The organism is Nocardia anaemiae NBRC 100462 (genome assembly GCF_001612725.1).
GTDB classification, from domain to species: Bacteria; Actinomycetota; Actinomycetes; order Mycobacteriales; family Mycobacteriaceae; genus Nocardia; species Nocardia anaemiae.
On record NZ_BDAZ01000071.1, the window covers coordinates 50883 to 74571 of the forward strand.

Below are 23689 nucleotides of genomic sequence, written 5' to 3' on the forward strand. Positions count from 1 at the left end.
CCACGCTCGATTGATAACGCCAGGCCGAATTGGATTGCCACGCAGGGAATTCCCGCATTCCGTGCGTGTCCCTGATGCGGCGCGTGGTGGTGAACCTGGGCGGGCGGCGTCAACTTCGCGCGATTGCCTCTGCGCTTCCGCTCCGGCGATTGCCGCTCGCGGAGATCCCCCACGCCGCTGCTGCGGCACATCGACTGGTCGCAGCGGGCGCGAATCAGGTTGCCGTTCAGGGGTTCCACCCTATTAAGTGCAGGCGTGAGGTGAGCGGCGTTGGACCGCCGGACAGAAGATGCAGCATGTGGCTGCATGCCGAATCCGGCCAGGTGATTCGGCGAGCGCGATTTGGCTGGCCGCCCATGGATTGCCCGAGTGATCCGTGCGTGGGTTCGGCTGGTCGAAGGCTATTCGGTTGGGGGGAGCGGGGATTCGGTGGTGTGTAGCAGGTTGTCGGCGTGTTGGAGGAGGGCTTCCGCGTCGGGGGTGGGTTGTAGTGGGTGCCAGAAGTCGGGGGTCGGGGTTGCTTGGAGGGTGAGTGTCGGGGGTGTGCGCCAAGGGGCCGCCAGGGCGAGTTGCCACGAGTGGAGGTAGGTGCGGTCGTGTCGGGCGGATTTGTCGAATAGGGGGTCGCCGACGATGGGGTGTCCGATCCAGGCCAGGTGTACCCGGATCTGGTGGCGGCGGCCGGTGATCGGGCGGACCGCGAGCAGGGTGTGCGTGTCGGTGCGCAAGACCGCTGTGAACCGGGTTGTCGACGGATAGTTCTTGGTGGCCAAGAGATCCGCGTCATCGACGAACCAGCGCCCCGCCTGCTCGCGAATGGACTCACGCGGCGCGGCGATTCGCACGCGGTTCTTGCGGCCGACGCTGAGCGGCAGTTCGATGACGCCGCGATCGGGCAGGCCGGTCGATTCGACGATCGCCAGGTAGGCCTTCTCGGCCGTCTGCTTATTGAACTGCCTGGTCAGCTGCCCGTGCGCGCCCAGATCCTTCGCCAGCAGCACCAGTCCGGAGGTCACCTTGTCGATCCGGTGCACCGGATACAGCGTTTCCCCCACCGCGGCCGCCGCCTCGACGATATCGCTGTCGTGCCGCTCCCCGGTCACCGAAATCCCGGCGGGCTTGTTCAACGCCAATACCGCCGCGTCCTCCTCGATAACGCAGCTCTTCCGCAACTCGGCCCACTCGAACTCCACCGAACGAGCTTAGGTCGTGCGGGTGCCCGCTGTTGTGGCGCAGCAAGTGGCGCGCTATCGATGCCTGCCGTTGCGGCGCAGGGTGTGGGGGCGCAGGCGGTTGAAGCCGCGGACGCGCACGCTGCGCAGATTGCGAATATCGAATTCCGGATTGCCGTCCAGGGCCGCGGCGGCCTCGTCATCGACGAGTACGGTGCCGGGCCGGGCGACACCCGTGAGCCGGGAGGCGATATTGACCACCGAACCGTACAGATCGCCGAAGCGCTGCAGCACCGGTCCGTATGCCACCGCAACCCGCAGTTCCGGTGTGCCGCCGACCATCATCGTGCTCTCCTGGATGGCGAGCGCGATCCGGGCCGCATCGGTCGGATAATCGGCCGCGAACATGACCTCGTCGCCGACATTCTTGATCACCCAGCCGCCGTTCTCGGTGATCGCGGCGGTGGTGGTGGATTCGAATGCCTCCAGCAGCATGGACAATTCGTCCGGATGCAGATGCCTGGTGAGCCGGGTGTAGCCGACCATGTCGGCGAAGCCGACCGCCAATTCGCGCACCGCCTCGCCCGCGGTGGTGCCCGGATCGAGGGAGCGGGCCAGGGCCGCGGCGAGGTGGCGACGCCACGCGTAGGTATTGAGCTGTTCGAGCGTGGAGATGGCCGCCTCGGTGGCGGTGCGCGCGATTTCGGCCGGGTCGGTGCCGGGCGCGGCCTCGGCCATCCGAGCGCTGATTTCGGCGAGTACCAGGTCGACCTGCCATTCGGCCAGGCGCGCCATGCCCTGGCCGAGGGTGCGCGCGGTCGCGGCCTGCTGCCGGGAGTCTGCCGAGGCGAGCACATTGAGCGCGCGGAAATTGCGCACCGCGGCGATATCGGCATCGGCGTAGTCGACGGCGGCGTCGTCGAGACCGGCCGGGAAGCCGAGTGCCATCCACAGCCGCTTGGTCAGGGCGGTGGTCGTCCCGGATTGTTCGGCGACCTCGGTCCGGTTGTAGCGGCGCGGTCCGTCGAGCAGATACGACTCCACGACCGACTCGACCAGCTCGGATATCTCGGTGGGAACCATGATCGGTACCTTACGGGCCGAGCGCTCGCCCATGGCGGCAACGGACCAGGTGACAGTTACCGCGGTCCGCGCCTGTGACCGGTCACAATCAGCTCGGATGCAGCCACTGCCCGGTCGAGGGCACACCCTGATCGTTCACGACGAACACCAGGGCCAGTCGGGGACCGGAACGAATTGTCCTGCCACGCAATACATCGTCGCTCCGAACGCGCCATCTCGCGCGTCGTATGGCGAAGTTGTCCGTTGCTGTGGCTACGGCTGCTGGTAAGGCAGTAGGGATTCCCTGGACCAAGTGAGAGTGCCCGCGGCCAGATCGGCGATAACGGCGTCGAGCCAATGCAATTCGGCCTCGGTGACCGCGCGCTGGTACTCGTCCTCCAGCATCACCACCCTTGGTAGTCGCATCGCGGCGGCCTGCTTCGCATCGGCATCCATCTCGGCGAGCTTGGCGCGCACCGACTTTGCGCGCCGCTCCAGTTCGGTGCGGGCCCCCTCGGGGCCGAGTAGCATCAGGAACGACAGCGCCGCAGGGAATTCCGGATACTCGTTGCGTGCTTCGCCGATCATCTCGGCCAGCCAATTCGCGCAGGCCGAACGGCCCGCATCGGTGATCTCGTAGACCGTCCGCTCCGGATATTGCTGGTCGCGGCCGGTTTCGCGGACCGTGACCAGTCCGGCCTCCTGCAGCCTGCCGATCGTTTTGTAGAGCGCGGCGCGCTGGCTGACATTGACGACCTTGTCCTTGCCCCACTCCTTGATCCGTCGCTGGATCGCATAGGGGTGCATCGGTTCCAGATGCAGGATGCCGAGCAGCGCCATCGCCAGGGGCGAGCGCTTGAACTGCGTCGATGCCGTCATACCGCCATTCTAGTGGTGCTCCGACAACTAGGTTGTAAGATACTAGTTGCAAAGACACTAGTGTGTATGCCACTATGAATACACCAGCGGAAGCCGCCCGAAAGGATCGAAAAATGACCGCCAAGACCGCCACCCGGATCCACGTCGACCACGAGACCGTCAAGCGCCTCGGCAACTGGACCGCCGCCGATACCTTCGACATCACCGCCCGCTACGGCAGCGTGGTGATCGACCTGCGCTCGCCGCAGATCGCCGGCGACGGCGAGATCGTCGTGCACGCCGATCTCGATCACGCCATGGTGAAACTGCTCGTCCCGGATGACGCCGTCGTCGACCAGACCGAACTGCACTGGACCGGCCGCGGCCGGGTAAAGGATTTCGCGCGGCCACAGGATGTCGCGGGTCGCGTCATCCGCCTCGTCGGCACCAGCAACCGCAGCGAATTCCGGGTGCACCGTGCGGGCATCGCCGTGCTGTCGGCAATGTTCTCGCGGGAGTTCTTCGAGGACGTGCGGCGGTCGCATCGCGAAGGCACGCATCCGACCGTTGCCGATCCGGCCAACGCCCCGCGTTGATGGGCTTCAGTTGCCGAAATCGGAGTGCCCCGACCAAGTGGTTGGGGCACTTGGCATTTCAGGTTCCGTCGAGCCCGATCGTCAGGTAGTTCACGAAGAACTCGTTATTCAGCGCGTAGCGCGAGCGCCGCAGCCGGATCAGGGCGATCGCGTCATCGACCGAATGCCCCAGATCCAGCAGCGTTTGGGCGACCACCAAACCCGAGCGGTTGTATCCGTACTGGCAGCGCACCATGACACAGCGATCGGCACGAACCGCGGCAGCGGCGATCCTGGCCAATTCGCGCACCGCCGTCAGCTGCTCGGCGCGCAGCTCCGCATCCGGAATGGCGAGGTGATGGTGTTCGACATCCGGTCCCGGCCCGTGCCCGTCGGCCTGGAACAGGCTGATCACCACATCGAATTCGGTCCCGACGATCACCGGCACCCGCACGCCGTCGGCGTTCCCGTAATGATGCCCACCCATCCACAGCCGTGGCACGATCTCGTGCCACGGCGCATCCGCATCCGGTGTCTTCACCTTGGGTGGCCGCTCCCACCGGATCCCGGGTGGCCGCTCCCATTGGACGCTGGGGGGCCGCTCGATCTGCACCATCGTCGCCTCCCCGCATTTCGGCCGAACTTCTACTACCGTACCGCCGTCCTATGTCATCGCGAAGGCACAGAAACGCGGAGGCGGGCGGTTCCACCTGATCTCGAGCTTCTGGCAATCTTCGAGTGAACAAGGACCTTTAAGTGGTGCGAGTCCGGGTATGCGGCCGGTATGGAGCTTCTATTGGTACTCGTCGTGATACCGGTGGCCGTTGCCATATGGGTGCTACGGCGTAAACGCGCAGGGAAACCGTCGGACCCGGAAATGATCACCGGCAATGAAGGGCAGCGCAATGTCGATGGATCCTGATCCCCGACGCACTCCCGATCTCGAGGCGGGTGGCGGCGTCCGTCCCGGATCGACCCCGCCCGAGACGGCGCAGACCTCCGGCCTGTCCGCGCCAGAACCGCGCACCAGCCGACACTTCCCGCCCACCGGAGTCGGCTTCATCGCCATGGGCGCGGTGCTGGCGATCCTGTTCATCGTGGTTGCGGTGTTGCTGGTGATAACACTGCTCTGAACCCGAAGGGCGACCCGTGGCAGAGCTGCCGACTATCCACGCCCTGGCCGACCTCGTCGACCTGGTCACCGGGCGGCCGGTCTACCTTCGCTATTCCGACGGCCCCGACACCGATGACGGACCCAGTCTCGACTACGAGTCGGGCGTGGAGCTGCCCGGACTGTCGGTGACAACGCTGGCTCCGGAGCCGTGGTGGACCCGCCCGGCCGAGGACTGGATAGCGCGCCGACTGTGCAAATACGCCGAACTCGGTCGCGAGAGTGGGCGATTCGCGTGGATACTGCGCGGTCGCGAGGTCGGGCGTGGGCCGGATCATGAGCCGGTGGTCACCGATGTCATCCCGGTTGCCGTGATCGACGAAAAGGTGATCGACGAGGCGAAACACGTGTATCGCAGCCGGTTCGAAGTGGCGAGGGATTCCCGCTGACCGCAGCTGGAACGCGTTCTAGACAGAGTTGGCATTTTGTCTTACTCTCGGGTCATGACGACAGAGTTGTCTCACCGACCGCATTTCGAATTGCGATCCGCCGAAACCTGGCGCGACCCGTGGCAGATGTATGCCGAACTGCGCGCCCATGACCCCGTGCATCACGTTGTGCCCCAGGATGATCCGGCGAGCGACTACTACGTCCTTTCCCGCTATTCGGACGTGTACGCGGCGGCGCGGGATGTCGCGACCTTCTCCTCGGCGGGCGGCCTGACCGTCGACTACCGCGACCTCGGCGAGATCGGGCTGCCCGAACCGCGGCCGTTCGTCTTCACCGATCCGCCGGACCACACCACCTTCCGCAAACGGGTCATGAAGGGTTTCACGCCGCGGCAGGTGCGTTCGGTCGAACCGCAGGTGCGCGCGTTCGTCGTCGAGCGGTTGGAGCGGCTGCGCGCGGCGGGTGCGGGCGATATCGTCGTCGAACTCTTCAAGCCGCTGCCGAGCATGGTGGTCGCGCATTATCTCGGTGTGCCGGAGCCGGATCGGCCGAAATTCGACGAGTGGACCGATCACATCATGACCGCCTCCGCGGGCGGCAGTCCGCTCGATGCCCAAGAGGCAATCGGCGAATTGATGCAGTACTTCACCCATCTGATCGAACGCCGTCGCGCCGAACCCGCCGACGATACGATCTCGCATCTGGTGGCTTCCGGGCTCGGCGCGGATGGCGACTATGCGGGCATCATCTCGATTCTCGGCTTCGCCTTCACCATGATCACCGGCGGAAACGACACCACCACCGGCAATCTCGGCGGCGCGGTGCAATTGCTGACCGAGCGCCCGGATCAGCGTCGACTGCTGATCGAGAATCCGGCGCTCATCCCGGACGCGGTCGAGGAGTTCTTGCGGCTCACCTCCCCGGTGCAGGGTTTGGCACGAACCATGGTGCGCGACGTCCAGATTCACGACACCACCATTCCGGCCGGGCGTCGCGTGCTGCTGCTGTACGCCTCCGCCAATCGCGACGAACGCGAATTCGGCTCCGATGCAGGCGAACTCGATGTGCTGCGGCGGCCCAAGCAGATCCTGACCTTCAGCCACGGCAACCACCACTGTCTCGGCGCGGCCGCGGCACGCATGGTCGCGTGCGTCGCGCTGGAGGAATTGCTTTCGCGCTGCCCGGATTTCGTCGTGGATATCGACAGCGTGCGTTATGCCCCCGGCAGTTATGTGCGCTGGCCGGATCGGGTGCCGTTCCGGGTGTCGCGATGACGGCGGGATCGGGAGATTGGTTGCGCCCCAAGCGCGCCGATATCGCGGCCGAGCAGATTCTCGATGCCGCCGCGCAACTGTTCGTCGAGCGCGGCGTCACGAATACCGGTATGGGTGATGTCGCGAAGGCCGCGGGCTGCTCGCGCGCCACCCTGTACCGCTATTTCCCGAACCGGCAAGCGCTGCGAATCGCCTTCGTGCACAGGGAAGCCCGTCGGGTCGGCGCCGCGGTGGCCGAGCGAACTCGCGAGATCACCGATCCGAGCGAGCGCATCGTCGCGGTGATGCTCGCATCGCTCGGTGAGGTTCGTGCCGACCCGACGCTGATCGCGTGGTTCACCGCCGGTGATGCTGGCATCGCCAATGAGATCGGTCAATCCTCCGAGGTCATCGAGGCCATCGCCGCCGGGCTGCTGCCGCCGACGGCAGATCCGGATCGTTCCCGACTGGCCCGCTGGTTGGCTCGTATCATCATGTCGTTGCTCACCGCGCCCGGCCGCGACGAGGCCGATGAGCGGGTCATGTTGGAGCAGTTCGTCGCACCGGTCGTCACGGGCGCATTCGTGAACTGAACCTCCTCGCGCTTGACTTGGAGCGCGCTCCAAGTCGTAGCGTCGATGACGAAATCGTCGACCAAGGAGGAGAGCCTCGCATGATTGCGACCAGGAAGTTGGGTGAGTTGACCGTTGGCGCACAGGGTCTGGGCTGCATGGGCATGAGCCAGGCCTATGGCGTGCGCGATAACGACGACGAATCCATTGCCACCATCCACCGGGCGCTGGATCTGGGCGTGACGATGCTGGACACCGCCAATGTCTACGGCCCGGAGACCAACGAGCGGCTGGTCGGCAAGGCCATCGCCGACCGCCGCGACCGGGTGGTGCTTGCGACCAAATTCGGCATCGTATGGGGCGAGGACGGGAGTATGGGCGCCCGTGGTGATGCCGCCTATGTCAAGCAGAGCTGCGATGCCTCGCTGGCCCGGCTCGGTGTCGACCACATCGACCTCTACTACCAGCACCGCGTCGATCCGAATGTCCCGGTGGAGGAGACCTGGGGCGCGCTGTCCGAACTGGTGCAGGCGGGCAAGGTGCGCTATCTCGGCATTTCGGAGGCCTCGGCGGCGACCATCCGCCGCGCGCACGCCGTCCATCCGGTGACCGCCCTGCAGAGCGAATGGTCGCTGTGGACAAGGGATATCGAGGCCGAAGTGCTGCCGACCTGTCGTGAGCTCGGCATCGGCATCGTGCCCTTCTCACCGCTCGGCCGCGGCTTCCTGACCGGTGCCATCACCTCCACGGCCGATCTGCCCGTCGACGATTTGCGCCGTCGCCTACCGCGATTCGCCGAGGACAACCTCGACAACAACCTTGCCATCGTCGCGGCGCTGCGCGAGTTGGCCGCCGAAAAGGGCATTACCGCAGGACAATTGGCGCTCGCCTGGGTGCAGAGCCGCGGCGAGGATGTGGTTCCGATTCCGGGCACCAAGCGCCGCACCTACCTCGAGGAGAATGTGGCCGCCGCCGAGATCGCGCTGACCGCAGACGATCTCGCCCGCATCGATGCCGCCGCTCCCGCCACCGCCTTCTCCGGCGCACGCTATCCGGAGCATCTCGCCAAGGCCGCCGGGCGCTGACATCGTCGAGTCTCGCAGAGTGTCCGCGCACCTCGCAGAGCGACGCTCCGAATGAAACGCCGACCCTCGAATACGAAGGTCTATTCGTCGGGGGGTACGCCCATGACGAGGCGGACCAGGGTGCGGGGGAAGCCTTGGAGGCGTTCGGGGGGATAGTTGACCGGGTCGCTGACTGCTAGTCGGCCGAGCATTTCGGCCACGGTCAGTAGCGAATTGGCCAGTAGCGCGGCGTCCACACCGGCCCATCGGGGTTCGAGCGCCAAGCCCATGCGCACCAATGCCTCGGCGTGGTCGAGAATGATGGCGCGCGAATTGCGTAGTGCCTCACGGTATTCCCTGGGAGCCCCGCCCGGGGTGGCGAGAATCAGCCGCCACCGGGTGGGATTCTCCATGGCCATCGCGACGAATGCCTCCACTGTCGCCGATGCGGCCACGACCGGATCGGAGCCGATGAGATCGGTCGGCATGGCCTCGACAACCTGGTCCAATCCGCGCTCGCGCTCGCGATCCAGCAGCGCGGCGACCAACTCCGCGCGCGTCCGGAAAACGGTATACAGAACCGGTTTTCCGACGCCTGCCTCCTGGGCAACCGCCTCCATGCTCAGCTCCGGCAATTCGATCCGGTGCAGCACCGCGAAGGCGGCATCGAGCACCTGGACGCGCCGCTGTTCGGGCGGTAGGCGTGGTGCATAGCGCCGCTTCGGTCGGTTCGACGCGGTTCGCGATGTCGCCACTACCGCCTCACCTCCACCGGTTCATAGTGGCAGATCTTGTAAGTTATGTGGAATGGGTTCGACCGCAGTACTTTTGGTGTCGAGAAGAAACACACCTGTTGTCTTCGGCGCGGGAAATTGCTACGGTTGCGTTGTATTTGCTGTGGCAGCGTACGGTGGCGGGTGCCAATGACGGTAGCTGCTCCCGACCTGTGTGGATCGAGCATCAGAAGATCTGGTACACGACGGAACGAGGCAAGTCGATGAGGCCGACGCCGACCGCGATCGGATATCTTCGTCGGGACGTGTCAGGCGATGCGATGGACTGGGACATTGCCCAGATCCGCAAGCTGGCAACGCGATATGGCTACGACCTCGCCGAGATCGTGCAGTTGGAAGGCGCGGGCACGGATATTCTCGCGGCATTGCGCGAGGTCATCCGCGAGATGGATGCGGAAGCGGTGATCATGCCGAATCTCGCGCATTTGGACAATCGACCGGAAGATCTTGTGCGGGCGTGTGACGTAATCACCGTCAATCCGACGAATACCTATGCCCGCCGTGCATTTCCCGGGGAACGGGTGTGGGCTGATTAGCCTGCGCCGGACGCGGCGTCTACGATCTTTCGCGTTTGCTTGTCGTCAGCTGCTCCATCAGATCAAGTTCGATCAAAGGAGAAGGTATTCGTCATGGCAATTTTCCGGAAGATCGCGACAGCGTCGATCGCCGTCGCCGCACTCGCCGCCGCATTCGTCGGGACGCAGCAAGCCGCGGCCGATCCGATTGCGGGAGGCTGCTCCGGCGGCCAATTCAGTTACAGCACAAGCCCGCTCGGGATGTCGGTCGCCCCGGCCACAGCCACCTGGAACGGCAACCTCACCGGCTGCACGGGTACGCCCGCGGCCGGGGCAACGGTGAGCGGCACCTTCAACGGAAGCGGTAGCTGCGCCGATGTCGACGGGCAGATCGATGGCAAGGTCAACTGGTCCAACGGTGCGATCAGCCGGATCAGCGGGCCTTGGCATGTGCCCGGCGGTGTCGGCACGGCGATGTCCAACACCGTGACCATTATCGATGGGCCTGGCGCGGGTGGGCATATGGTCATCGAACAGGGTCCGATCGGCAATGTGATGGCGATGGCGGGGTCGTGTATCGCGGGCGAGGCCCGCGGTGCCGACGTGCCGATCCTCTCGGCGCGCTTCAGCTGAACCAACGGGTACCGGGCGCGCGCCCGGTACCCGTTTTCGGGCAAGCTCAGAAGCAGTAGGGGGTCGGTGCGCACCTTCGCGCCCTCGCTCAGGCTCTGGCAGCGAATGCTGACCCGGTCCAGTGAGTTCCTGTTTACCTCAGGTGCATCGACTTCGGTCGGTGTCGGCTTCGAGACCGGACTTCGGTTGTCCCCGCTGATGTTCGGTGCGCCGGATCGCTACCGCGGTTGCCGCGCAAATGCCGACGATCCCGAGCCATCGATGCATCGATAGCGCCTCACCGAGAATCAGTAGACCGGCTATGGCGGCGATCAGCGGCTCCAGACTCAACAGGACACCCGCGGTGGAAGCTGGAATGCGCGCCAGCGCAGCCATTTCCATCGAGTACGGGATCACCGCGGACAAGATCGCGACGACGACGCCCCAGGCGAGCACCTGCGGCTGGAACATCGTGACACCATTGCTCGCGATCCCGCAGGGCAACCAGAGACAGGCGGCGAAAGGCACTCCGATCGCCAGGGCCGAGTGCCCGAAGCTGTCGGCCAGCGCGCGCGACAGCAGCAGGTAGGCGGCCATCGCCGCAGCTGAAAGGCCAGTCAGAACCAATCCCTGCCAGTGCAGCGTTCCTGAAGCCGGATCACGGATCAACCACAAACCGGCCGCCGCCAGCGCGACAACCCCGAGATCGCGTGCACCGCGTGACCCTGCCACCGCCACTGCCAGCGGGCCCATGAGCTGGATGCTGCTGGCCACCCCCAGCGGGAGGTACTGCAGCGCAGGATAGATCAGGTTCATACCGGCGATAGCCACGCCGAGGCCGAGGACCACGGCGATCTGCCGCGGTGTGCGGAGCCGGCGCCACGGACGGTGCACAACCACGAGGACGATCGCGGCCAGACCCATTCGCAGTCCCGGTACGCCGAGAGCGTCGAGCCGATCGAAGAGGTGCTTGCCGAGGGCCTGCCCGGATTGGGTGCACACCGCTGCGGCGAGGACCAGATAAGGAGCCGGTATCACAGTCTCCACGATCACCATTCCAACGATTCAGGTCTATCGAAAAGATAAGCACCCATTCGTTTAGCCTGGGCTACATGATCGATCTGCGTCGTTTGGCGGTGCTTCGGGTCCTAGCCGAGCGAGGGACGGTCACCGCCGCCGCTACCGATCTACACGTGACGCCCTCGGCGGTGTCCCAGCAACTGCGGTCACTGGCGTCGGAACTCGGAGTGCAGCTGGTGGTCCGGCGCGGGCGCAACATCGAGCTCACACCGGCTGCCCGGTCGCTGCTCGCCCACGTCGACGACTTGAGCGCCCGTTGGGAACACGCCCGCGCCGATATCGCCTCCGCGAACACGACTCTCACCGGGCAGCTGCGGCTGTGCGGAGTGTCGTCGGCGGCAGCGGCTCTGCTGCTTCCCGCTGCCGCACGACTGCACAGCGACCACCCGGAGCTCGATGTTCACATCCGGGAGCTGGAGAGTGGGGAGTGCTTCCAGCAGCTCTTGGCCTACCGCAGCGATATCGCCCTGGTTCTCCCAGCGCACAGCCCTCCCGTCGATGACCCTCGTTTCGAGCAGCAGGCAATATTCGACGACGCCCAGGACCTCCTCGTGCCCGAAGACCACCCGCTTACCCGACGCAGTGACGTCCGGCTCGCCGACGCCGCTACCGAATCGTGGATCGTCAAGCCCGAGAACAACGATTCCTACGAACTGCTCGTCGCCGCGTGTGCCGCCGCCGGATTCACCCCGCGCGTCACCCACCATCTCAAGGAATGGTTCGCCGTATCCGCCGCAGTCGCACAGGGTTTCGGCGTCTGCCTGCTGCCGCGGCTGGTGCCTGTCCCCGAGCGCCACCGCACCGTGCGCGTCCCGCTGCACGGCAATATCCGCCCGGCCCGCGCCATCATCGCCGCCACCCGCCGGGGCAGCCGCGAACACCCCATGATCGCCGCCGGTATGCACACCATCACCGCCGTTGCGGACGAACTGGCGCTCGCCGCGTCCCGCCCCGCCGAGCCGCCACGGATCGCGGGTACTCGTCCGCACATGCCGCTTATCGAGTGATAGTGACGACTTCGCCGATCAGGAAGAACACGCTCGAACACTCGGTAATGCCGCGACCCGCGCGTTCGGGAACGTCCACATCTGCCGCTGGGCGCGCGGTTGGCGATTGTCCGCTTCTGCCGCATGCCGTGTGAATGCGCCGCAGCGCCAGGCCGCAGCGCACCGACAGTGACGCCAGGCTCGGGCGTATCCAGCAAGCCGAAGTGTCGAACGTATGTTCGACATTGGGGTATGCTAGTTCGGGTGAACATACATTCGATCGCGGCGGCGCCGGATGCTCCAGCACCGGGATGGCCGGAACTGGCCGATGTCGATTTGCTGCGCACCCTCGTCGAAACCGAACGCCGTCGAAGGCGACTGGACGCTGCCATGCGCGCGGCCGTCGCCGAAGCCGAGCGCCGTGGCCTCGCCGCGGACACCGGCTACCGGGACACCGTGGAGCTATTGACTGATCTGCTGCGGATCAGTGCCCACGAAGCGCGCCAGCGAATCGAATACGCGGCTCCGCAGCCACGCTCGCGTTCCAGAAAGGTATGGAGGGTGCTGGCGGCAGCAAGCTGAGGCCGAGCCCGCTGCCTGTTCGGACGGCCGCGAGGACCGACTGCACGTTCACCGTGTAAGCGCCAGCGCGGACCGGGTCCACTGTTGCTCGTTCCGAAGGGCGCTGTATCACCGGAGGCGCGCGGTTCGAAGAGCGACGCGGCTGCCCTCGCTTCGGCTGTTGCGCACTTCGCATCGTCCCCGGTCATCGGCGCCCAACACTACGACTGCCCGATTCTTGCGCGGCCCGGTGCCTCTGTTCCTCGACGTGCCATCAGCCAGTCGTTTCGGGGTCGTCGGCAGTCATCTCGTCGAGAGAACCACGTTTGGGATCGTCGGGCGTCGACTGGCCCGCGACCTGTGGGTTCGGACTGAAACCTGGGATCGGTAGGTGGCGTGCGCGGTATCTACTTGCCCCATGACATCTTCTCAATCTCCCATGAACCAACCGCAACCCGCCGGTTTGGACAAAAAGACCAGCGCGATCCTGTCCTACGCGCTGGGGTGGCTCACCGGAATCATCTTCCTATTTATGGGAAAGAACGATCCCGACGTGAAATTCCATGCCTCGCAATCGATCGTCTTCTTCGGGGCGGTCTCGGTGGTCAATATTGTTCTGAGCATCCTCGGCTCGCTCCTCGGAGCCCTGGGGATCATCTTCAGCCTCGCCGGACTCGCAGTCGCGGTCTTCGCGGTCGTCGTCTGGATCATGGCCATGGTCCAGGCGAACAACACCGGCGGTGTCCGCGCGGAGCTTCCCATCGTAGGAAAATTCACTGCCCCGTATGCCGATCGGTTGGCCAACTCGGTCAAGTAGCGGCGTATTCGAAGTCCCCAGCTGGATTTCGTCATCGATGATGCTGTCGGCGCCGCTGCGCCGCGGCCAGATGCGACAGTCCGAAGATCAACGGCCCGAGGCTATCTCGGGCCGTTGGCGTACTCGCATCGAATCGGTGGTCCCGGCGACAGCGTCCACCGTTTCGTTACGGCGTCTGCCGCATGCCCGCCTCGCGCCCCCAGCCGGTGACACGTCGTTCCAGTGGCCGCAGCTTGTCTTGGAAAATATTCCGCAATTGCTCAGGGGCGGAAGGCCGTTGCGGATCGATGTCGTCGACGGCCAGAGAAACGGCGGCCAGTTCGGCGAGGAAGTCGTCGCGCTGGCCGGGCAGTTTCAGGCGGTCCTGCGGTTCGACCCGCGGATCCGATTGCAGCTCGGCGTATTTGGTGCGGATCGCGGCATCGACTTCGTCGATCCGCTCGCGCAGCCACTCGCGCAGCCTGCCCGGCGTCTGCTGCATGATCACGATCTCGCGGATCGACGGGATCTGCATGGCCTCCTGGATCAGATCCTCCAGCTTTTCGTTCACCCGCGGCCAGGCCACGAAATCGCCGGCGTCGTAGGCTGCCCGGCCTTGAGCATCCAGATCGTCGCGGCGCATGCGGAAGGCGGGCGTCCGCTCGGGTTCGACCCGCTGGAGATACAGCACCAGATCCTCGAGCGACTCCAGCTTGCGTTCGAACTCGGTGAGCGGGGGCTCCAGGTAGTCCTCCGGGCCACGGCTGTTGAGCAGGCCCTGCAGGATGGTCTCGACCTCCAGCAGCAGGTGGTGCGCCTTGGCCTGATCCTGGGTGCGGGCCACCAGCGGTTCCAGCGCGGCCAGGCGCGGTTCGATCTCAGGCGCCGCCTTGGCCGATTCGGCCTGATGCACCTCGCGGCTGACCTGTCGCCAATCGGTGCGGGCCGCGGCGGCGCGGGAGCGCAGCACGTCCCAGGCGGCGACCTCGCGGATCGGTATCTCGATGGCGGCGGTGGCCGAGCGGTCCAGATGCGGGATGCGCACCGATGCGTGAATGGTCCAGCCGATAGCGAATTCGAGGGTGAGCTCCACCGGTGTGCCAGGCTCGAGATCGTCCGGCAGGTCGCGGATCTTCACCATGCCGATGGGGATCCAGCCCTCGTAGAGCCGCACCGCCAGTGAGGTGCCGCGGGTCGCGGTCTCCAGTCGCTGGTAGACGCGATGCGGAATCTTGGTGCCCGCCTTCACGACTCGGCACAGCTGGCGGTCCAGAAGCTCCACCGAGAAGTCGTGTGCGAGGATGTCGCCCGCCAGATCGGTGACGGCAGGCCCGGTTTCGGCGCGCGTGCCCAGCCGCTCGGCTGCGATCTCGACGCCGTCGGCGCGCACGGCGACAGTGCACTCACCCTCACGGAGGGGGACGTCGATGAACAGGAAGGCACCCTCCGGGTCGGTGATCTGCTCGCGCAGCACCTCGCCACCCTTGGGGCGAACCTCCACCACCACCTCGGCCGCGTCGATCGCCGACAGCAGCACGCGGCCCGCGACGTCGGCCGAATCCCCGTCCGGCACCAGGCTTTCCAGCTCCAGCACGGTGCCGCGGGAGGCCAGCCCGCCCGCCTTCAGGGCTGCGCCGACGGCGACCACCAGCTCCGGATGGAACAGCCGCGGCTGCAGACCGAAGCGCTCGCGCAGCAGCTCGGCCACCAGCGGCACCCGGGACGAGCCGCCGACCAGCACGATCTCGTCCAGATCCGCGTGGGTGAGGCGGGCCTTGTCCAGCGCCTCGGCGCAGTGGTCCAGGGTGCCGCGCACATGGCTGTCGATGAGCCGATCGAATTCGTGGCGGCCCAGTAGGAGATTGATCGTCATGGGCAGGCCGGTGCGGTCCTCGAGATCCTGGTTGACGATCTCGGTGTCGGTCTCGCGCGACAGCTCGTGCTTGGCGGTCTCGGCCAGCGACAGCAGGCGGGCCAGCCGCTCCGCGGCGGCGCGGTCGCCGGGCTCCACTCGCAGGTCGTAGGCGGGCAGCTGCGACACCATCCAGTCCACGATGGCCTGGTCGAAGTCGTAGCCGCCCAGGTAGCGGTCACCGCCGAAGGATCGGCTGCTGAAGCCGTCCTCGGGATCCCAGGACACCACCGAGGTGTCGAAGGTGCCGCCGCCGAGGTCGTAAACCAGGAAGCGGCGGCGTTCGGACTCCGACCAGCTGTTCTCGTGCATATGCGCGAGAGCGGCGGCTACCGGCTCCATGAGCGTCTCGGCCACTTCCAACCCGGCCTCCTCGCCCGCCTGCGTAGTCTGGGTTTTGGCGCTGGTCTCGAAATAGGCGGGAACGGTGATGACGGCGCGGTCGATGGGGACGCCCAGCGTTGTCTCGGCCGTTTGCTTGAGGTGCCGCAGCAGATATACCGATGCCTGCAACGGAGTGAGCACCGCGTGGCCCGCGGTGACCGGCTGATCGGTTCCCATGTTCCGCTTGAAGAACATGGCGGGTGGCGTACCCGGTTGGCGTGCCTTCCGTTTGGCGAGCGCGCCCACCAGCGGGCTGCCGTCGGCGGAGATCCAGACCGCCGACGGCGTGGTCAGTGACAGGTCCGGATTCGCCACGATGAGCGCGCCGCCCAGCGGCCGCAGTTTGCGCGCGTCGATGAGCGCCTGTTTGTCCGGGATGTCGGCGTCGGCGGGCACGGCGACGCAGCAGTTCGTGGTGCCGAGATCGATACCGGCGACGATGCTCATGCAGTGGGCTCCTGGTCGGTGGGGGTCGGCAGCAGAGCGGACAGGACCCGATAGTCGAGGTGCAGGTCGCTCTCCGCCGGGGTGGTGCCGGATTCCGGTGCGGCGGAGAGGGTTCGGCTCAGCTCCAGCAACGCGGACAGGACGGCGAGATCGTCGCCGTCCGGTTCCGCGGGATGGGTGAGGAGTTCGGCGTCCAGCCTGGTGCGCGGGGTGGCCAGCTGTTCTTCGGCCGCGTTGATGCGTGCCACCGTGAGGATCTCGCCGAAGAGCGGGAAGCGCTTGGCGTCGTAGGAGATTCGCTTCCGGCGGGCGGCGATGCGTGCGCGCACGGTGGCGCGGTCGGCGGCCGGGTCGACGTCGAGCACCTGGAACGCGGTCTCGTAGTAGGGATTTCGGTCATGCCAGGACCAGGGGTTCATGCTGCTGCTCCGATCTCGTCAGAAGAAGCCCACGACGCTGCCGCCCTGGGTGGCCCGCTCCCATTTCCCGGCGGCCACGAGCAGCTCGCGCGCACTGGAGTAGGGGGCGATGGCGGGCACGCCGAGGGTCAGCGCGGTTTTGAAGTGCTCGAGGGCGGTGCGGAATCCAGTGCGGTCCGCGTACGGATTGGCCTGTGTGCGGTCGATGGTGGATACCAAGGTGGCCGCACCCAGCCAGAATTCGTGGCGGGCGAGTTTCGCTGCGAAGGCCAGCTGGTCCTGGTCGTCGGTGCTAGGGCGGCCGCGGGTGTTGAGCTGCCGCGCGGTGAGGCCCAGCTCGGAGCAGAGCGGCTCGACCAGCGCCGCAATGCGTTCCAGGCTCGGCCGGGAGCGTTCGGCCCAGTCCTCGCCGCGCCGGTGCTCGGTCTCCACCACCTCGATGCCCACATCGAGGGCCTGCTCGGCCAGCGGGATATTGTCTGGATCGATCTCGATCCACGCCTGCGCCTCGTGCAGCGCCCGGTCGTGCTGCCCCTCCCGGCTGAGCCGACGGATCTGCACCCCGGCCTCGCGGGCCAAGCGGCCGCGGGCCCGCGCGATATCCGCGGGTGCGAACGGGGCGGTGCGGATCAGGTCCAGATGCGCACGCGCCCTGGGCAACTGGTCGCGGCGCAGCTCCTGCACGCGGGTCACATGCGGTTCGAGCACCTGGGCGGGCAGCTCGCCACGGGCCTCGCCGACGACGCGGGCCACCTCCTCGGGGGTGCTGTCGGCGGCCACGGCCTTCAGCCGGGTGCGCAACCGTTCCCAGAACCGATCGTCGGCCCACACCCGTGCCCAGGCAGCATGCCCCTGTCGCCAAGACTCGAATGCACCGTCATCACCGGCAATTTCGAGCTGATAGGCGCGCGCATGCTCGGCAATGGCCAGGTGATGCAGGCTGTGCGAATCAGCCTCGCCGCGATCCTCGGCGGCGTGGTCCCGCCACAGGCGCAGCGCGGTGTCCGTCCACGGCTGCACCACCCCGTCGGCACGCAGCGCGGCATAGGCGAGCCGATCCAGCGGCCGCTCCGGCGCGGCGATATCCCGCAGCCGGGCCGCCGTATCGGCGATATGCGTCGCTGTGGTCCGCAGTTCGTCGGCATCCGCGCCGCCCGCCCCGGCCAGCAGTTGCCGCGTCCGCGCGATCAGCTCGTCCGCCTCGTCGGACCGTGAGAAGACAGTTGCCCGAGCCGCTTTCGCCAAGTAATCGCGCGCCGTATCGATCCGCAGCCGATCCAGGCGCCCGCCCGCATCGTGCAGATTCCCGCTCCCGAGCAACTCCGGTAGCAGTCTCGCATCCCGTCGCGCTACCGCCGTCAGCACCGTGGCCGCCTCCACCATCGACAGCTCCGGCCACCCGGCCCCGAACCGGCGCACCAACTCCCTTGCCCCGCTCACGATGAGCTCGTCGTCCTCCTCCAGCGCCCCGAGCACCAGCCGCACATTCGCGCCGAGCGCGACATCCTCGTCGAGGACAGGAGATTCGGATAGGGCCGCCGAGAGTTCCCGTAGCTGGGCGTGGGTGGTGTCACGGTCGCCCGCGCGCAGGCAGGTCAGGGCGGCGAGGAATTTCGCAAGCGGTTGGAGATCTCTGCCGCCGTGGCGGATCACCTCGGTGAGGGAGGCGGTGGGCGACCGGCCGTCCATGACGGCGGCGGTGGCCAGGGCCAGGTGGCGGTAGGGGCTCGGGGTACCGGGGCCTTTGACTTTATCGGGGGTTGTAATGCCTTGGCGCAGGCGGTGGTAGGCGGCGAGATCGTATAGGCGGCGGAGTCGGTTCCGGGCGCGGTCGCCTGCGCCGAAGCGATCGGCGAGTTCGTAGCGGCGGGCTGCCTCGGCCTCGTCGCCGCGTTCGGCCGCCCGGTCGCCGAAGTGCAGGAACCAGTCCGGGCGATTGGACGGTCCGAGCGCGGACATCAGCATCCACACCGGGGAGGTCGCGCCAGAGAACTCGTAGGCCCTGAAATCGGCGTCCACCAGCTCGACCAGGTGGGTACGGGCCAGTGTCAGGAATTCCGGGGCGACACCTGCGCCCGCCGCGCGCACGGTGTTCGACAGCCACACCGCGAGATCTTGCGATTCCGAGAGGATCTCGTTCGCTGCCGCCCAGGTCTGAGCGAAGGTCGTCGCCTCGGGTGCATTCAGCCACGCGGTGAGCACGAGATGAGCCCGGCTCTCGTGCAAGCCGAAAAATCCGGTCAGACGGGCAAACAGCCGCACCGCGGCGTCCGGGGCCAACTCCGCCACCTCATCGGCGCGGGCGAACAGCCGCACGCGCTCGGCGGACAGCTCGCGGTCCTCGCCGAGCGCCAGGAACTCGTGGATCGTCGCGACGATCCGACGCGCGCGTTCCGCAGGCTCCGGCTCCGCATCGGCCTGTTCGAGTTTCCGCTCGAATTCCCGCAACATCTGTGTCCCACCCTCCCCGTCCGCCTCAACTCGCGGTTGTTCCCAGACTAATTCATTAATTCGCCGCGCGCCGCCTCCCCTCGTCGAGGTATGGAGCCTGATCGAGTCGCTCATCCACGACAACTGCCCAGCCTCCGCGAGCAGGGCTTCCCCTGGGGTGAGTGTGACCTCGAGGACCGGCATCACAGTGCCGATGATTCTGGCATCCATCATCGCTCCCGTTCGCTCGGGTCGCGTATTCCGTTGTAGAGCACCGGCTTTCACCTGAGCAAGCGCGGATCGAGCTGTTGTCGATGCCAGCCCACGTGGATGTCGGTCGACTGGCGGTGTCACCGCACGATGAGGACCGGTGAAGTCCGTGGCGAAGGTTGAGCGGCCTGCGAGATCGATAGGTATTCGAAATCTATTCGGGGCTGCTGGGCGAGAGCTTCGCGGATCATGCCTTGCCCCGCCGTCGTTGATCGAGCGTTGGTTCCATCGGGACGCCTTCGGTTCGCTGCCATGAGCCGGTGCTGTATTCCGCGATTGCATGCTCGACCGTCTGCGTAATGGAATGCAATGAAATACCCAGGGTTTCGGCATCGTTGTGGTCGACGACGACATCGCCGGTAGCCATGCTGTCCATCAAGGGCAGCGCGAGCGCCGGGTTGCCCCCGTTCTTGACGGCCAGGTAGTGCCGCAGGGGGCGCGGGTAGTTCAACGGTATCGGAAGGAATGCCCGTCGTTTCCCCATTTTCTGTGCGATGAGCCGTAGCAACGCCTCCCATGTCATCGTCTCGGGCCCACCGATGCGCAGTCTTCTCCCGCCGACATCGGGGTCGGTACCGGCTGCGACGAGGCAGGCGAAGACATCACGGATGTCGATGGGCTGGATGTGGTGGTTTCGCCAAGGTGGTAGGGGGACGAGGGGATTGGCGTCGAGCGTCCGCAGCAGCACACGAAACGATCGGCTGCGGGGCGAGACGATGGTGAACACCCCGACTCCGACGGAGTTCGGCGTCGCTTCGAGCAGAATGTCCTCGACCTCGAGTCGGCTGGTCATGTGTTCGCTTGTGTTCCGTGAGTCGGTTGTCGATGGAACGCCGAGGTAGACGATGCGGCCGACGCCGCATCGGCGTGCCGCGTCCGCGATGTTGTGTGCGACTCGGCGGTCGCGTGCGGCGAACCCCTCGCTGTTCGATTGCTCGTAGGTGTTGATCAGGAAGTAGACGACGTCGACTCCCTGCATCGCATCGTCGAGACCGGCCCCGGTCGCCGCGTCGGCTTGGACGACCGGCACATCGACCGAGACACGCCGGGGGTCGCGGCTGAGGCCGACGATGTCGTGGCCGGCCGCCATCAGGTGCGGCGCGAGATGTCCGCCAAGGCCGCTGACTCCGGTAACGAGGATTTTCATCGTCAGTCCTCCAGGGGGTTCGGGGAGCTGGGCACTGTCACAACGACGTGAGCCGGAGCATCAGCGACTGCGATCCTCCGGTGGCACGCCGTCCTCGAGAAGAGGAATCCAGCCACCGATGACCGCGTCGTCGGTGAGCTCGTCCTGACTCGACAGGTGACGGTGATAGGCATCGAGGCTTCGCAGCGCCTGGCGGGACGTCAGCGTCGTCACCAATCCGGCGGCCTCGCTGCGCAGTGCTGCGGGAAGCGGGCGGGTGCCCGCACGGTAGACGGCACGTTTGATCTCGCGGTTGACCACCGAGGAGCGCCGGGCGAGCCGGTCGGCGACGGCGAATCCGTATCGTCGTAGTTCATCGCCGGGCACGACGTAGTGGACCAGACCGAGCTCATGGGCTTGTGCTGCGGTCAGTCGCCGGCCGTCGAGGAGCATGTCGAGCGCTCGACTGGTTCCCACGGCCCGTATCAGGCGCTGAGTCCCCCCGCCGGCGGCGAGCACGGCGAGGGCCGATTCCGGGAGGCCGAGTTCGATGTCGTCGGCGGTGAGGCGAATGTCGCAGGCGAGCGCGAATACGCACCCCATGCCCAAGGCCATTCCGTTGATCGCGGTGACAATGACCTTGTCGGATCGATTGAGCCGGTCCAGTGCGGCGTAGGTGCGGGCCAGAACCATGAGATCGCGTGCCGGTGTGCTGGCGAGGACACGGTTTGCGAGCTGGCTCCGGACGGCGAGGCGGCCCGCCGATACCGTCATCACCGCCCAGGGATATCCGACTCGGAACCGTGTCGTCCGTGCGGCTCTGACCATGGTCGGCACGTCGAAATGGGTGAGGTAGGAACTGCCGCGCCCAGTGAACAGCACCGCCCCCACTGTGCGGTCGCGCTGCACCGCTCGGGTCAGCGCTTCCAGCTCGATGCTGGTCTGCTCGTCGTAGAAATGCCGCGGTGGGTTGTCGAACTCGACGATCAGTACGCGGCCCCGGTGGCGAGTGCGGAGTCGGCGCGAGCTACTCATAGGTGGAGTGCCCCCATCCGTCCCAGCCCTTGGCGATCAGCTCGGTAAGAGTGACCGCATCGTTCACCGTCTGCCAATCGACGTTGTCGATCGTGTCCGACATGCGATGCAGGTGACTGATCCAGCCGTCCTCGCCGGACAGCAGGGAAATAGTGGGGAGTCCGGCACGAGTGAGCGCGACGGCGTCGGTGGGGTTGGGCAGGGTCGCGGTGCTGATCTCTATGTCGGCCTCGGCCGCGGTGTTGACCGCGCGCTCCACACACCCGCCGGCGATGCGGCCGGTGAGGCTTTCGTGCCGTGCGACGACGAGATGCCCCCGGCTGCCGACGGCGTCGATATTGACCACGAGAGTCCGCTGCGGGTCGAGCCGGCCGTCGATGTGCTCGAGCCAGGCCTGGATCCCCAGGCTGCCGACCTCTTCGCCGCCAGGGAGGACCAGATGGATCTCGGTCTCCGGCAGCGGCGCAGCGGCGAGGCGGCGTGCCAGCTCGAGAACCGTCGCTACACCGCTGGCATTGTCGTTGGCGCCGGGCGTGGTTGGGCTGCGCATCGATTGGATCATCAGCGCTGCCGTGCCGGCGAGTACGGCGCAGGCAGCGGTACGGACACTGCGGGACGGCACGGCCATCGCCGAGAGTGCGGCCAGCGCCGGCAGATGGCTCGGAATGGCACGACCGGTCTGCCGTGACAGATACCGGCTGGCCGCCACTGCGGCAGGTCCCCACACGAGGCCTGTCTGCGCAGCGTCGTGATGGGCGACGAGAACCAGATGCCGCCGCGCCTCGGCCGCAGCGGGGATCCGGGCCGACACCGAGGTACCGCGCGCACCCGGCAGAAACCGCCGCGACCATTGGCTGCGTCCGGAGACGTCGAGTTCGTACGATGCGGCGACTGCGGCATTAACGACGCGTGCGGTGCTACCGGGCAGCGCCGCCGCGATCATTCCCGCCGCGATGTGCGCCACATGTACCGGGGTCCAGGACGGCTGGGTGCGAAATATGGACTCGGCCACGTCGTGCGCTCCGGCCTGGCGTAGGCGTTCGGCGATGTATGCAGCGGATCGTTGTTCGCCGTCGCGGCCCGTGCGCCGGTCGAGTGCGCAGAGGAAGTCGATGTCACGGGCCAGCCGATCACGGACATCGCGGTCCGATGCGGTCGGTGCTGGAGGACGAGGGTTCCGGGGAATGTGGGTGGAGGTCATCGGTCGAGTTCCTTGCGCGGAGTGGTCGAGTTCTGGGTCGACGCGGTGGCAGCGATGAAACGGTCAATTCGCGGACGAGAGTGGTGGATTCGTCAAGACGATCCTTGCCCCTCGTCGTGGTCGCGATATCGAATCCGGCCTGTGGACAGCGTGAATTCCTTCACTACAAGCACCTCCGATTAGCCGACTATGAGTCTTTAACAGACTCGTAGTCTGTGAGTATTCTCGGGTCTATGAACGAAGTCAAGGGCGGCCGACGACGGATCTACGCAGCGCTCACGCGAGCGGCAGTCCTGGAGGCCGCGTCGACGTTGTTCGTGCGTGACGGGTTCGAAGCAACCTCTGTGGAGGACATCGCGCGCCTGTCGCAATCGAGCAAAGGCGCCGTGTACCACCACTTTCACGACAAGCGAGAGATGTTCGCCGAGGTCTTCCGCAACACGCAGGCCGAAGTGATGCGCCATGCTGTGGAGGAGATGGGGGAGGGCCCGGATTTCTGGTCGCGTGTCGAGGCCGGAACGCGAGCTTTTCTGCACGGCTATGTCGCGGACTCGACCGCGAGGGCCTTGTTGCGGCAGGTTCGGAGCGTGCTCGACGGGGACCGGATCCGTGCGATCGATGAGGAAACCGCCTTGCCGTTGATCCGAGGCATGTTCGCCGGGGCGATGCGCAGTGGCGATATCGGCGATTCGGTTCCTGTCGAGGCCGCGTCGAACCTGCTGTTCGAGCTGTACTGCAATGCCGTGCTGTACGTCGCGTCGTCGCAGAGCGCGGAACGAGCTGCCGAGGAGACCGAACAGATCGTCCTCGCAATGCTCCGCGGCCTGCGCGCCACCTGGCCGGGGGCGCACGCCACGCCATAGTCCGAGGTGTCCGTGGTCGAAAGGCATCTGCGCGAGGTGCGGGGCGGGGCTGTCGGTTTCGTCGTGGGCAACAGGAGGGGAAGGGTCTTCGGCCTCACCACCGCAGACGTCCGTCTCGCGTGACCTCTTGCGCGTCAGCCC

The 23689-nt window shown here is 66.4% G+C and carries 24 protein-coding genes and 1 pseudogene; 12 read left to right on the top strand and 13 right to left on the bottom strand.

The annotated features are described in order from the left end of the window. Positions 1-401: 401 nt before the first annotated feature. The 3 genes from NA5_RS33085 to NA5_RS33095 form a co-directional block, all read right to left on the bottom strand. Complete coding sequence (locus NA5_RS33085; protein WP_062992954.1) at positions 402-1193, bottom strand: RluA family pseudouridine synthase; 792 nt, start codon at positions 1191-1193, stop codon at positions 402-404. Between the two features lie 54 nt (positions 1194-1247). Then, positions 1248-2255: an adenylate/guanylate cyclase domain-containing protein gene (locus tag NA5_RS33090; RefSeq protein ID WP_062992985.1), complete on the bottom strand. Its 1008-nt coding sequence runs from the start codon at positions 2253-2255 to the stop codon at positions 1248-1250. 252 nt (positions 2256-2507) lie between these two features. Further along, positions 2508-3113 carry a PadR family transcriptional regulator gene (locus NA5_RS33095; RefSeq protein WP_062992955.1) on the bottom strand — a complete coding sequence of 202 codons (606 nt, stop codon included), beginning with the start codon at positions 3111-3113 and terminating at the stop codon, positions 2508-2510. 113 nt (positions 3114-3226) lie between these two features. Between NA5_RS33095 and NA5_RS33100 the strand changes: the two genes are divergently transcribed. Beyond that, positions 3227-3688: a hypothetical protein gene (locus tag NA5_RS33100; RefSeq protein ID WP_062992956.1), complete on the top strand. Its 462-nt coding sequence runs from the start codon at positions 3227-3229 to the stop codon at positions 3686-3688. A gap of 58 nt (positions 3689-3746) precedes the next feature. On the opposite strand, the gene NA5_RS33105 is transcribed toward NA5_RS33100, so the two are convergent. After that, positions 3747-4283 (bottom strand): protein-tyrosine phosphatase family protein, encoded by a 537-nt coding sequence (locus tag NA5_RS33105; RefSeq protein WP_157110775.1) that lies wholly within the window; start codon positions 4281-4283, stop codon positions 3747-3749. A gap of 289 nt (positions 4284-4572) precedes the next feature. On the opposite strand from NA5_RS33105, the gene NA5_RS33110 reads away from it, so the two are divergent. The 5 genes from NA5_RS33110 to NA5_RS33130 all read left to right on the top strand — a co-directional run bounded on the left by NA5_RS33110 (position 4573) and on the right by NA5_RS33130 (position 8138). After that, complete coding sequence (locus NA5_RS33110; RefSeq protein ID WP_157110776.1) at positions 4573-4800, top strand: DUF6480 family protein; 228 nt, start codon at positions 4573-4575, stop codon at positions 4798-4800. 16 nt (positions 4801-4816) lie between these two features. Next, positions 4817-5227 (top strand): DUF6098 family protein, encoded by a 411-nt coding sequence (locus NA5_RS33115; RefSeq protein WP_062992958.1) that lies wholly within the window; start codon positions 4817-4819, stop codon positions 5225-5227. A gap of 54 nt (positions 5228-5281) precedes the next feature. Beyond that, positions 5282-6502 carry a cytochrome P450 gene (locus NA5_RS33120; protein ID WP_062992959.1) on the top strand — a complete coding sequence of 407 codons (1221 nt, stop codon included), beginning with the start codon at positions 5282-5284 and terminating at the stop codon, positions 6500-6502. Beyond that, on the top strand, positions 6499-7074 hold the full coding sequence (locus NA5_RS33125) for a TetR/AcrR family transcriptional regulator (RefSeq protein ID WP_062992960.1): 576 nt from the start codon (positions 6499-6501) through the stop codon (positions 7072-7074). The genes NA5_RS33120 and NA5_RS33125 overlap by 4 nt, the downstream gene beginning before the upstream one ends. Positions 7075-7154: 80 nt before the next feature. Next, positions 7155-8138, top strand: coding sequence for an aldo/keto reductase (locus NA5_RS33130; protein ID WP_062992961.1), 984 nt, complete (start codon positions 7155-7157; stop codon positions 8136-8138). An 80-nt stretch (positions 8139-8218) separates the two neighbouring features. Here the strand turns inward: NA5_RS33130 and NA5_RS33135 are convergent, their stop codons facing one another. Next, on the bottom strand, positions 8219-8872 hold the full coding sequence (locus tag NA5_RS33135; RefSeq protein ID WP_062992962.1) for a TetR/AcrR family transcriptional regulator: 654 nt from the start codon (positions 8870-8872) through the stop codon (positions 8219-8221). Between the two features lie 242 nt (positions 8873-9114). Between NA5_RS33135 and NA5_RS33140 the strand changes: the two genes are divergently transcribed. Together NA5_RS33140 and NA5_RS33145 are read left to right on the top strand one after the other, a co-directional pair. Continuing rightward, positions 9115-9447 (top strand): hypothetical protein, encoded by a 333-nt coding sequence (locus tag NA5_RS33140; protein ID WP_062992987.1) that lies wholly within the window; start codon positions 9115-9117, stop codon positions 9445-9447. A 93-nt stretch (positions 9448-9540) separates the two neighbouring features. After that, the gene (locus NA5_RS33145) at positions 9541-10059 is read left to right on the top strand and encodes a hypothetical protein (protein WP_062992963.1); all 519 of its coding nucleotides are present in this window, start codon (positions 9541-9543) and stop codon (positions 10057-10059) included. A 138-nt stretch (positions 10060-10197) separates the two neighbouring features. On the opposite strand, the gene NA5_RS33150 is transcribed toward NA5_RS33145, so the two are convergent. Continuing rightward, positions 10198-11091 (bottom strand): EamA family transporter, encoded by an 894-nt coding sequence (locus NA5_RS33150; RefSeq protein ID WP_218020211.1) that lies wholly within the window; start codon positions 11089-11091, stop codon positions 10198-10200. A 59-nt stretch (positions 11092-11150) separates the two neighbouring features. On the opposite strand from NA5_RS33150, the gene NA5_RS33155 reads away from it, so the two are divergent. From NA5_RS33155 to NA5_RS33165, 3 genes are all read left to right on the top strand, one after another. After that, positions 11151-12125, top strand: coding sequence for a LysR family transcriptional regulator (locus NA5_RS33155; protein ID WP_062992965.1), 975 nt, complete (start codon positions 11151-11153; stop codon positions 12123-12125). A gap of 243 nt (positions 12126-12368) precedes the next feature. Beyond that, complete coding sequence (locus tag NA5_RS33160) at positions 12369-12686, top strand: DUF222 domain-containing protein (RefSeq protein ID WP_245672508.1); 318 nt, start codon at positions 12369-12371, stop codon at positions 12684-12686. Between the two features lie 418 nt (positions 12687-13104). Next, positions 13105-13482: a DUF4870 domain-containing protein gene (locus NA5_RS33165; protein WP_245672509.1), complete on the top strand. Its 378-nt coding sequence runs from the start codon at positions 13105-13107 to the stop codon at positions 13480-13482. Between the two features lie 166 nt (positions 13483-13648). Here the strand turns inward: NA5_RS33165 and NA5_RS33170 are convergent, their stop codons facing one another. From NA5_RS33170 to NA5_RS33195, 7 genes and pseudogenes are all read right to left on the bottom strand, one after another. Continuing rightward, a complete protein-coding gene (locus NA5_RS33170; protein WP_062992968.1) occupies positions 13649-16204 on the bottom strand; it encodes an Hsp70 family protein in 2556 nt (851 codons plus the stop codon). Then, positions 16201-16623: a hypothetical protein gene (locus NA5_RS33175; RefSeq protein ID WP_062992969.1), complete on the bottom strand. Its 423-nt coding sequence runs from the start codon at positions 16621-16623 to the stop codon at positions 16201-16203. Before NA5_RS33175 ends, NA5_RS33170 begins: the two co-directional genes overlap by 4 nt. Positions 16624-16641: 18 nt before the next feature. Continuing rightward, a complete protein-coding gene (locus NA5_RS33180) occupies positions 16642-19074 on the bottom strand; it encodes a hypothetical protein (RefSeq protein WP_062992970.1) in 2433 nt (810 codons plus the stop codon). Positions 19075-19155: 81 nt separating this feature from the next. Further along, positions 19156-19605: pseudogene (locus tag NA5_RS43075) on the bottom strand (AIM24 family protein); the annotation flags it as partial. Then, positions 19511-20470: an NAD(P)H-binding protein gene (locus NA5_RS33185; RefSeq protein ID WP_063813742.1), complete on the bottom strand. Its 960-nt coding sequence runs from the start codon at positions 20468-20470 to the stop codon at positions 19511-19513. The pseudogene NA5_RS43075 and the gene NA5_RS33185, both read right to left, overlap by 95 nt. Positions 20471-20530: 60 nt before the next feature. Beyond that, positions 20531-21484 (bottom strand): enoyl-CoA hydratase/isomerase family protein, encoded by a 954-nt coding sequence (locus NA5_RS33190; RefSeq protein WP_062992972.1) that lies wholly within the window; start codon positions 21482-21484, stop codon positions 20531-20533. Further along, entirely contained in the window at positions 21477-22685 is a 1209-nt protein-coding gene (locus NA5_RS33195) for a M28 family metallopeptidase (protein WP_062992973.1), read from the bottom strand. Before NA5_RS33195 ends, NA5_RS33190 begins: the two co-directional genes overlap by 8 nt. 233 nt (positions 22686-22918) lie before the next feature. Between NA5_RS33195 and NA5_RS33200 the strand changes: the two genes are divergently transcribed. Next, on the top strand, positions 22919-23548 hold the full coding sequence (locus tag NA5_RS33200; RefSeq protein WP_062992974.1) for a TetR/AcrR family transcriptional regulator: 630 nt from the start codon (positions 22919-22921) through the stop codon (positions 23546-23548). Positions 23549-23689 lie beyond the last annotated feature (141 nt).

Excerpts from the sequence above, each read along its gene's own strand:
- NA5_RS33175 (WP_062992969.1), bottom strand. The coding sequence starts at position 16,623 with ATGAACCCCTGGTCCTGGCATGACCGAAATCCCTACTACGAGACCGCG.
- NA5_RS33095 (WP_062992955.1), bottom strand. The coding sequence starts at position 3,113 with ATGACGGCATCGACGCAGTTCAAGCGCTCGCCCCTGGCGATGGCGCTG.
- NA5_RS33165 (WP_245672509.1), top strand. The coding sequence starts at position 13,105 with ATGAACCAACCGCAACCCGCCGGTTTGGACAAAAAGACCAGCGCGATC.
- NA5_RS33185 (WP_063813742.1), bottom strand. The coding sequence starts at position 20,470 with ATGAAAATCCTCGTTACCGGAGTCAGCGGCCTTGGCGGACATCTCGCG.
- NA5_RS33140 (WP_062992987.1), top strand. The coding sequence starts at position 9,115 with ATGAGGCCGACGCCGACCGCGATCGGATATCTTCGTCGGGACGTGTCA.
- NA5_RS33200 (WP_062992974.1), top strand. The coding sequence starts at position 22,919 with ATGAACGAAGTCAAGGGCGGCCGACGACGGATCTACGCAGCGCTCACG.
- NA5_RS33155 (WP_062992965.1), top strand. The coding sequence starts at position 11,151 with ATGATCGATCTGCGTCGTTTGGCGGTGCTTCGGGTCCTAGCCGAGCGA.
- NA5_RS33145 (WP_062992963.1), top strand. The coding sequence starts at position 9,541 with ATGGCAATTTTCCGGAAGATCGCGACAGCGTCGATCGCCGTCGCCGCA.
- NA5_RS33180 (WP_062992970.1), bottom strand. The coding sequence starts at position 19,074 with ATGTTGCGGGAATTCGAGCGGAAACTCGAACAGGCCGATGCGGAGCCG.
- NA5_RS33170 (WP_062992968.1), bottom strand. The coding sequence starts at position 16,204 with ATGAGCATCGTCGCCGGTATCGATCTCGGCACCACGAACTGCTGCGTC.
- NA5_RS33100 (WP_062992956.1), top strand. The coding sequence starts at position 3,227 with ATGACCGCCAAGACCGCCACCCGGATCCACGTCGACCACGAGACCGTC.
- NA5_RS33120 (WP_062992959.1), top strand. The coding sequence starts at position 5,282 with ATGACGACAGAGTTGTCTCACCGACCGCATTTCGAATTGCGATCCGCC.
- NA5_RS33105 (WP_157110775.1), bottom strand. The coding sequence starts at position 4,283 with ATGGTGCAGATCGAGCGGCCCCCCAGCGTCCAATGGGAGCGGCCACCC.
- NA5_RS33130 (WP_062992961.1), top strand. The coding sequence starts at position 7,155 with ATGATTGCGACCAGGAAGTTGGGTGAGTTGACCGTTGGCGCACAGGGT.
- NA5_RS33110 (WP_157110776.1), top strand. The coding sequence starts at position 4,573 with ATGTCGATGGATCCTGATCCCCGACGCACTCCCGATCTCGAGGCGGGT.
- NA5_RS33125 (WP_062992960.1), top strand. The coding sequence starts at position 6,499 with ATGACGGCGGGATCGGGAGATTGGTTGCGCCCCAAGCGCGCCGATATC.
- NA5_RS33195 (WP_062992973.1), bottom strand. The coding sequence starts at position 22,685 with ATGACCTCCACCCACATTCCCCGGAACCCTCGTCCTCCAGCACCGACC.
- NA5_RS33090 (WP_062992985.1), bottom strand. The coding sequence starts at position 2,255 with ATGGTTCCCACCGAGATATCCGAGCTGGTCGAGTCGGTCGTGGAGTCG.
- NA5_RS33190 (WP_062992972.1), bottom strand. The coding sequence starts at position 21,484 with ATGAGTAGCTCGCGCCGACTCCGCACTCGCCACCGGGGCCGCGTACTG.